1 protein-coding gene and 1 pseudogene are annotated in these 9,887 nt (G+C 75.6%); both read right to left on the minus strand.

Annotated features, from left to right (window positions below):
* Positions 1–5,897, minus strand: a pseudogene (locus tag C569_RS0129090) (SDR family NAD(P)-dependent oxidoreductase); the annotation flags it as partial.
* Positions 5,898–5,941: 44 nt separating this feature from the next.
* Positions 5,942–9,883, minus strand: a complete 3,942-nt coding sequence (locus tag C569_RS31550) for an SDR family NAD(P)-dependent oxidoreductase (RefSeq protein WP_369754155.1) — start codon at positions 9,881–9,883, stop codon at positions 5,942–5,944.
* Between the last annotated feature and the right edge of the window lie 4 nt (positions 9,884–9,887).

Genomic DNA, 9,887 nt, shown 5'->3' on the forward strand with positions numbered 1-9,887 from the left:
GCGAGGTCGCACTCGCCGGACCGCAGCGCCTGCGCCGCCAGGTGCAACGCCACCAGGGATGAGGAACACGCCGTGTCCACAGTCACCGCCGGACCCTCGAACCCGAACGAGTACGCCACCCGACCCGACAACACGCTGCTGGCCGTGCCGACGCCGAGGTAGCCGTCGAGAGTCTCGGGGACGTCGACCAGCCCTGCGGCGTGGTTGTGGTACATCATGCCGGCGAACACGCCGACGGGGCGGCCACGCAGCGCAAGCGGGTCGATCCGGGCGTCCTCGATGGCCTCCCACGAGGTCTCCAGCAGCAGCCGCTGCTGCGGGTCCATGGCGAGCGCCTCATGCGGCGAGATCTTGAACAGGTCGGCGTCGAACTCGGCGGCGTCGACCAGGAAGCCGCCCTCGCGGGCGTAGCTGCTGCCCCGGCGCGCGCCGGTCGGGTCGTACAGATCGTCGACGTCCCAGCCGCGGTCGGCGGGGAAGCCGGTGATGCCGTCGCCACCGGAGACGAGGAGGTCCCACAGCTGCTCGGGGCTGCGTACGCCGCCGGGGTAGCGGCAGCTCATCCCGACGATCGCGATCGGCTCGTCGAGCGCCGCGACGGCGGCGACCGGAGCCGCCCGGGTGCCGGCGTCCGTTCCGGTCTCGGCGTCCAGGTGGTCGGCGAGGGCGAGCGGGGTCGGGTGGTCGAAGACCAGCGTCGCGGGCAGGCGCAGGCCGGTGACCGCGCCCAGCCGGTTGCGCAGTTCGACGGCGGTGAGCGAGTCGAAACCGAGCTCGGTGAACGGACGCCCGGCCTCGACGGCGGCGGCGTCGGCGTACCCCAGGACCGTCGCGACCTGGTCGAGGACGAGCCGCAGCAGGGCCGCGGCGCGCTCCTCGCGGTCGAGGCCGGCGAGCCGCCCGGTCAGCACGGCGGTCTCTGCCGGGCCGGACCGCGTGGCGCGGCGCCGGGGCGCCCGGACCAGGCCGCGCAAGACCGACGGCAGGGTGCCCGCCTCGGCCTGGGCGCGCAGCGCCGGCCCGTCCAGCGCCATCGGCACCGTCGCGGGCAGGCCGGTGAGCAGGGCGGCGTCGAGGAGTGCGAGGCCGTCCGCCTCGGGAAGCGGCCGTACGCCGGCCCGGGCCAGCCGGTCGGTGTCGGCGCGGTCGAGACCGGCGGTCATGCCGCCGCCCGACTCCGCCCACGGGCCCCAGGCCAGCGAGTGCGCCGGCAGGCCCGCGGCCCGTCGCCGGTGGGCGAGCGCGTCCAGGTAGGCGTTGGCCGCCGCGTAGTTGGCCTGGCCGGGGCTGCCTGTCACGCCCGCCGCCGAGGAGTACGTGACGAAGAGCGCGAGGCGGCTGGCGGCGGTCAGCTCGTGCAGGTTCGCGGCGGCGTCCACCTTCGGCCGCAGCACGTCGCCGAGGGTCTCGGGGGTGAGCGAGGTCAGGGTGCGGTCGGCCAGCACGCCGGCGGTGTGCACCACGCCGGTCAGCGGGCGCGCCGGGTCGATCCGGTCCAGCAGCGCGGCGAGGGCGGCCCGGTTGGCGGCGTCGCACGCCGCGACCGTCGCGGTGGCACCCAGGTCGGCGAGGGCGGCGACCAGGTCGGCTGCGCCGTCGGCGTCGGCGCCGCGCCGGCTGGTCAGCAGCAGGTGCCGGGCCCCGTACCGGGTGACCAGGTGGCGGGCGGTCAGCGCGCCGAGGGCACCGGTGCCGCCGGTGACCAGCACCGTGCCCTCCGGGTCCAGCGCCGGCGCCGGCGCGTCGGGTTGCGGGGCGGCCACGAGCCGGGGCACGCGGAGCGCCCCGTCGCGTACCGCCGCCTGCGGCTCGTCGGCCGACAGCAGGCCGGCGAGGACGGCCGCGTAGTTCTCCTCGTCGTCGACGTCGACGACGAGGAAGCGGCCGGGGTGCTCGGCCTGGGCGGAGCGGAGCAGGCCCCACACGGCGGCGCCGGCCAGGTCGGTGACCTCCGCGTCGTCGTCCACGGCGACGGCGCCGCTGGTGAGGACCACCAGCCGGGAGTCGCCGGTGTGCGGCTCGGCGGCGAGCCAGCCCTGGAGCACGGCGAGAACCTCGGCGAGCAGGTCGTGGACGGCGTCGGGGCCGGTCGCGCCGGCCACCGGGTAGAGCACTGCATCGGGTACCCCGGCATCGCGGAGCGCGTCGAGGTCGGCGTACCGGGCGGCGGGCGGGCCGGACGGCAGCGGGGCGGGACGTTCGCCGAGCACCGCCCAGGTCATGCCGTCGGCGGCGACCTCGCCGACGGGGTGCCGGAGCCAGTCGAGGCGGAACAGCGAGCGCCGCCACGGGGACCCGCCGGCGGTGAGCTCCCCCGCCGGCAGGGGCCGCAGCACCAGGGAGCCGACCCGGGCGACAGGCGCCCCGGTGGCGTCGGCGACCAGCATGGACACCGTGTCCGGACCGGTGGGGGTCAACCGTACCCGCAGCGCGTCGGCGCCGTGGGCGGACAGCGTCACGTCGGACCAGGCGAACGGCATCCGGGCCTCGCCGGGGTCGACGATGCCCAGCCCGACCGCCTGCACGGCGGCGTCGAGCAACGCCGGGTGCAGCCCGTACCCACCGGCGTCGCCGGCCGCCGGATCGGGCAGCGCCACCTCGGCGTACACGTCCGCGCCGACGCGCCAGGCGGCGCGCAGCCCGGAGAAGGCCGGGCCGTACGCGAAACCGGCCCGTGCCGCCCGCCCGGCCGGCTCCGACACGTCCAGGGAGGTGGCGTCGCTCGGCGGCCACTGCGCCAGCGCGCCGGTGTCCTCATCCGGCCCCTCGGTGAGCAGGCCGGTGGCGTGCCGTACCCAGATGTCGTCGGTGCCGGTGCGACGGGCGTGGACGGTGAGCTGCCACGCTCCGCCGCCGGTGCGTTCGGCGGCGACCTGCACGTCGACGCCGCCGGTCTCGGGCAGCACCAGCGGCGCCTGGAGGGTCAGCTCGGCGAGCCGTTCGGCGCCGACCTCCGCGCCGGCCCGCATCGCCAGCTCCACGAACCCGGTGCCGGGCAGGAGCACGACGTCGCGCAGGGCGTGCTCGGCCAGCCAGGGCTGGGTCTCCACGGACAACCTGCCGGTGAGCGTCACCTCGTCGCCGTCGGCCGAGCGGAACACCGCGCCGAGCAGCGGGTGGCCGGTCGGGGTCAGCCCGGCGGCGGTCACGTCGACGGGCTGCGGCAGGGGCACCAGCCAGTAGCGCTCACGCTGGAACGCGTACGTGGGCAGGTCGACCGGTACGGGCGGGCCGGCAAAGAGGGCCGCCCAGTTCACCGGCACGCCCCGGGTCCACACGGTGGCCGCGGCGGCCAGGGCGGTCGTCGCCTCGTCGTGCTCGGCGCGCAGCACGGGGGCGCAGACCGCCTGGTCCGCGCCGACGATCTCCTGGGTGAGCGCGCAGAGCACTCCGCCCGGGCCCACCTCGACGTACGCGCCGACACCCAGCTCACGCAGCGTGGTCACGGCGGCGTCGAAGCGGACCGTGTCGCGGACGTTGCGCAGCCAGTACGCCGGGGAGCACACCTCGCCGGGGTCGAGCACCGCTCCGGTCACCGTGGAGACCACGGGGATGCGGGGCGCGGCGAAGGTCAGTTGCCCGAGCACGTCGCCGAACGCGTCGAGCATCGGGTCCATGCGGGCGGAGTGGAACGCGTGGCTGACCCGCAGCCGCCTGGTGCTGCGGCCGAGGGCTGCGAAGTGTGCGGCGACCGCCAGCACGGCGTCCTCGTCGCCGGAGACGACGACGGACTCCGGGCCGTTGACGGCGGCCAGCCCGGCGCCGGGCGTCCCGCCGACGGTGGCCAGGTGCCCGCTAACCTCCGCCTCGGTGGCGCGGACCGACACCATGGCGCCACCGGTGGGCAGCGCCTGCATCAGGGTGCCCCGCGCGGCCACCAGGCGGGCGGCGTCGCGCAGCGACAGCACGCCGGCGATGTGCGCGGCGGCCACCTCGCCGACCGAGTGCCCGGCCACGAAATCCGGCACGACACCCCAGGACTCGACGAGCCGGTAGGCCGCCACCTCGACGGCGAAGAGCGCCGCCTGGGCGTACCCGGTGCGGTCGAGCACGTCGGCGGGGCCGTCGAGCACGCCGCGCAACGGCCGGTCGAGGTGCCTGTCCAGCTCCGCACAGGCGGCGTCGAATGCCTCGGCGAAGACCGGGAAGGCGGCGTACAACCGCTGGCCCATGCCGACCCGCTGGGCGCCCTGGCCGGTGCAGAGCACGGCGACGCGGGTGGGACTGGCGACCCCGCGCCGCACGGACGCGGCCGGAACCCCGTCGGCCAGCGCGCCGAGTCCGGCGAGCAGTTCATCCCGGTCGGCGCCGAGCAGCACCGCCCGGTGTTCCAGGACGGACCGGCCGGTGGCCAGGGCCCGGCCCACGGCGGCCGGCCCGGCGTCGGGGTGCTCGGCGAGCCAGGAGCGCAGCCGGTCGGCCTGGGCGCCGAGCGCTGCGACGCTGCGCGCGGAGACGACCCACGGCAGCGGGTCGGGGCCGGTGACGGCGTCGGTGGCCGGCTGCGGCGCGGGCGGGGCGGCCTCGACGATGACATGGGCGTTGGTGCCGCTGACACCGAACGAGGAGACGCCCGCACGCATGGGCCTCGTCGCGCGCGGCCACGGGCGCGGCTCGCGGAGCAGGCTCACCGCGCCGGCCGACCAGTCGACGTGCGGGGACGGCTCGTCGACGTGCAGGGTGCGCGGCAGGACGCCGTGACGCATCGCCATGACCATCTTGATGACGCCCGCGACGCCGGCCGCGGCCTGGGTGTGCCCGAGGTTCGACTTGATCGACCCGAGCCACAGGGGCTGGTCGTCGGCCCGGTCCCGGCCGTACGTGGCGAGCAGGGCCTGCGCCTCGATGGGGTCGCCGAGGCGGGTGCCGGTGCCGTGGGCCTCGACGGCGTCCACGTCGGCAGGGGCGAGCCGGGCGTTGGCGAGGGCCTGGCGGATCACGCGTTGCTGCGACGGGCCGTGCGGCGCGGTGAGGCCGTTGGATGCGCCGTCGGAGTTGACCGCGCTGCCGCGCACCACGGCGAGCACCCGGTGGCCGTTGCGCTGCGCGTCGGAGAGCCGCTCCAGCAGCAGCAGCCCGGCGCCCTCGCTCCAGCCGGTGCCGTCGGCGGTGGCCGCGAAGGACTTGCACCGCCCGTCCGGGGACAGGCCACGCTGGCGGCTGAAGCCGACGAACGTGTCGGGGCTGGACATGACGGTGACGCCGCCGGCCAGCGCGAGGGTGCACTCGCCGGAACGCAGGGCCTGCACGGCGAGGTGCAGCGCCACCAGTGAGGACGAACAGGCGGTGTCGACGGTGACGGCCGGCCCCTCGAAGCCGAACGTGTACGCGATCCGGCCGGAGACGACGCTGCCGTGGTTGCCCGTGCCGACGAACGCCTCGACCTCCTGCGGTACGCCGTTGAGCCGGGAGACGTAGTCGTGGTACATGACGCCGGTGAAGACGCCGGTGCGGCTGCCCTTGAGCGTGTCCGCGGCGATGCCGGCCCGCTCGACCGTCTCCCAGGCGACCTCCAGCAGGAGGCGCTGCTGCGGGTCCATGGCCAGCGCCTCGCGGGGCGAGATGCCGAAGAAGCCGCCGTCGAACTCGCCGGCGTCGTGCAGGAAGCCGCCCTCGCGGGTGTACGACTTGCCGTGCGCGTCCGGGTCGGGGTCGTAGAGGCTCTCCACGTCCCAGCCCCGGTCCGCCGGGAAGGGTGTGACGGCGTCGACGCCGGACTCGACCAGCCGCCACAGCGCCTCCGGAGTCCGCACCCCGCCCGGGTAGCGGCAGCCCATCCCCACGATCGCGATCGGCTCGTGGTTCTGCTCGTCGACGGCCCTCAGGCGTTCGCTGGTCTCGTGCAGGTCAGCGGTGACGCGCTTGAGGTACTCGCGGAGCTTGGCTTCGTTCGCCATCGGGTTGATCACCTGTCGCTAAGGGGCAAGCGGCGGACTCGTGGTCAGGATCGGCCGAACTTCTGGTCGATGAAGTCGAACAGCTCGTCGTCCGAGGCGTCATCAAGGGCCTGGCCGACGTCGTCGGGCCGGTCGGTGGTGTCGCTCCACCGGGTGACCAGCGCCCGGAGGCGGACCGCCACGGCGGTACGCGTCTCGTCGTCGGCGGCCAGCCGCTCCAGCTCTTCCGGCGCGGTCGCGGCGAACGCGGCCTCCAGCCGGTCCAGCTCGGCGAGCAGACCCGGTTCGGGCTTCGGCGGGGCGGCGTCGACCAGCAGGAAGTCGGCGAGGGCGGCGGGCGTGGGGCAGTCGAAGATGAGGCTCGCCGGCAACCGGATGCCGGTGAGGGCGGTCAGCCGGTTGCGCAGCTCCACGGCCGTCAGCGAGTCGAAGCCGAGGCCGGTGAACGTCTGCCCGGACGGCACGACGGTGGCCGGCGGGTAGCCGAGCACCTCGATGACCTGCGCCTTGACCAGTTCCTCCACCAGCCGGCCGCGTTCGGCCTCGGGCGTGCCGGCGAGGCGCTGCGCGAAGGACGGGCCGCCGTCGCCGCCGCCTTCGACGACGCGCCGCCGGACCCGGACCAGGCCGCGCAGCGGCGCCGCGAGCTGGCCGGCCGCGGCCTGGCGGCGCAGCGCGGCGAGGTCGAGCAGCGCCGGCACCAGATGGGGGCGTCCACCGTGGAGTCCGTTGTCGAAGAGGCGCAACGCCTGGCCGGTACCGAGCGGGCTGAGGCCGTTGCGGCTCATCCGCTGCCGCTGGGCGGCGTCGAGTGCACCCGTCATCCCGCTGTCCGCGGCCCAGAGGCCCCAGGACAGGGACGTGGCGGCGAGGCCGCAGGCGTGCCGGTGCCCGGCGAGGCCGTCGAGGAACGCGTTCGCGGCGGCGTAGTTGCCCTGCCCGGGGCCGCCGAGGACACCGGCGACCGACGAGAAGAGGACGAACATCGCCAGCGGCCGCGATCGGGTCAGCTCGTGCAGGTGCCAGGCGGCGTCGGCCTTCGCGGAGAGAACGGCTGACAGCCGGCCGGGGGTCAGCGCCGAGATCACCGCGTCGTCGAGGACGCCGGCGGCGTGCACCACGCCGGTGAGCGGGTGCTCGGCGGGAACGTCGGCCAGCACCGCGGCCAGGCGGTCCCGGTCCGCCACGTCGGCGGCGACCAGGCGGGCCTGCGCACCCAGCGCGGTCAGCTCGGCGAGCAGTTCCGCCGCGCCGGGGGCGCCGGTTCCGCGGCGGCTGACCAGCAGCAGGTGGCGCACCTTGTGCGTGCTGACCAGGTGCCGGGCCAGCAGACCGCCGAGGGCGCCGGTGGCCCCGGTGACCAGGACCGTCCCGTCGGGGTCGAGGGCGGCGGCCGGCGCCGGGTCGAGGACGGCTGGCGCGAGCCGGGGCGTCAGCACCTGCTCGTCCCGGACCGCCAGTTGGGGTTCGCCGGTGGCGACCGCACGGGCCACCAGGTCCACCGTGCAGGACTCCGGCTGCCGCGCCTCGTCGAGGTCCACGAGCACGAAGCGGTCGGGGTGCTCCGCCTGGGCCGAGCGCAGCAGACCCCAGACCGCCGCGCCGGCCAGGTCGCCCGTACGACAGGTGTCGCCGGCGGCGACGGCCCCGCGGGTCAGCACGACCAGCCGCCGCTCCGCCAGCCGGTCGTCGGCGAGCCAGCCCTGGACGGCGGCCAGCACTGCGGTGAGCCGGCTGCGCATCGCGGCGGGAACCGGGACACCCTCGTCGTCGGCGTACGCGGCGAGCAGCACCAGTTCCGGGTCGATCCGGCCGGAGTCGACCGCCTCCGCCAGCTCGGCGATCCTGAACCTGGCGATCTCGGACAGGTCGGACGGCGCGTCGCCGAGGAGCACCACCCGGACGGTCGCCGGGGTACCCGGCCGCACGCTCTGCCAGTTGACGGCGTACAGCGGGTCGGCTGCGGAGTCACCGCCGCGCACCTGGTCGGCGGTGACGGGGCGGGAGACCAGGCAGTCGATCCGGGCGACGGGGGCGCCGGCCGGGTCGGTCAGGGTCAGGGCCACGCCGCCGCCGCTGCGTCGGGCGCGTACCCGCAGCACGGTCGCGCCGACCGCCGAGAGGGTGACGCCGGTCCAGGCGAAGGGCAGGCGTACGCCGGAGGTTTCCTCCGCGTCGGAGTCGAGCAGGCCGACGACGTGTAGCGCAGCGTCCAGCAGGGCGGGATGCAGGCCGAAGCCGGCGACGTCGGTGCCGTCGGGCACCGCCACCTCGGCGCGCACCTCGTCGCCGGTGCGCCAGACGGCGCGCAGGCCACGGAAGAGGGGGCCGTACTCGACGCCCAGACGGGACAGCTCGGTGTAGATCCCGTCGACCGCGACGGCGGTGGCGGCGCTGGGCGGCCACGGCGCCGGCTCGGACCGGTCGGGCTGCGGCACGGCGGGGGCGAGGACGCCCGCCGCGTGGCGGTCCCACTCGCCGTCCGGGTCGGCGGCGGCGCGGGAGTGGATGGTGACCGTCCGGCGCCCATCCTCGTCCGCCGCGCCCAGCTTCACCTGCACCGCCCGGGTGCCGTCCTCGGCGAGCGCCAGCGGGGCCTGGAGGGTCAGCTCGTCGAGGGTGTCGCAGCCGACCTGCGCGCCCGCGTGCAGGACCAGCTCGACCAGCGCGGCGCCGGGCACCACCACCGAGTCCCAGACGACGTGTTCGGCGAGCCACGGGTGTGTCGGTACGGAGAGTTCGGCGCCGAAGACCCGTACGTCGTCGTCGGCGACGCGTACGGCGGCGCCGAGCAGTGCGTGGTCGACGGGGCGGACACCGAGCCCGGGCACCGTCTCGACCCCCGCACTGGTGTTGAGCCAGTAGCGCTGCTGGTCGAAGGCGTACGTGGGCAGGGCGATGGCGCGGGGGCGTGCCTCGGCTGCCCGCTCGGGGCCGGACCCGTCGAGGGCGGCGAGGTATGCCGTCCAGTCGACGTGGCCGCCGGTGACGTACCGCTCGGCGAGGGCGGTGCGCAGCGTGTCGGCCTCGGAGTGCCCGGCACGCATCGTGGCGGTGAACCGGACTTCGCCGGCCGCCTCGACGCAGTCCTGCGCCATGGCGGTGAGTACGGCGTCGGGGCCGACCTCCAGGAACTGGGTGACGTCCTGCTGGTGGAGGGTGCGCACCGCGTCGGCGAACCGCACCGGCTGGCGTACGTGCCGCACCCAGTAGCCGGGCTCGGTGATCTCTGCGGCGTCCGCGACCGCGCCGGTCACGTTCGACACGATCGGCACCCGCGGCGGCTGCCAGTCCAGCCCCGCCACCACCAACCCGAACTCCTCCAACATCGGATCCATCAACCGCGAATGGAACCCGTGACTGACCGCCAACTCCTTGACCCGCCAACCCCGCTCACGGCAGGCCCCCACCACCAACGCAACCTCACCGACCGCACCCGACACCACCACCGACGCCGGACCATTCACCGCCGCCACATCCACACCCGCACCCGACACGCCGATCAACTCGGCGACAGCCCCCTCCGACGCACCCACCGCCGCCATCACCCCACCAGCCGGCAACGCCTGCATCAACCGACCCCGCGCCCCCACCAGGGAACACGCATCCGCCAACGACAACATCCCCGCCACATACGCCGCCGTCACCTCACCAACCGAATGACCCCCCACAAAATCCACCCGCACACCCCACGACGCGAGCAACTCCCACAACGCCACCTCCACCGCAAACAACCCCGCCTGCGCGAACACCGTCTGATCCACCAGAGCCGCAGTCTCCGAACCCGGCTGCGCGAACACCACCTCCCGCAACGCACGCGGCAGACACGGATCGATCTCCGCGCACACCGCGTCGAACGCCCGCGCGAACACCGGAAACGCCTCGTACAACTCCCGACCCATACCCACACGCTGCGAACCCTGACCCGTGAACAACACCGCCCGACGACCCACCGACACCACACCCGCGGACCGGCCCTCAGCCACCGCC

The organism is Micromonospora sp. CNB394, from assembly GCF_000374985.1.
Taxonomy (GTDB): domain Bacteria; phylum Actinomycetota; class Actinomycetes; order Mycobacteriales; family Micromonosporaceae; genus Micromonospora; species Micromonospora marina.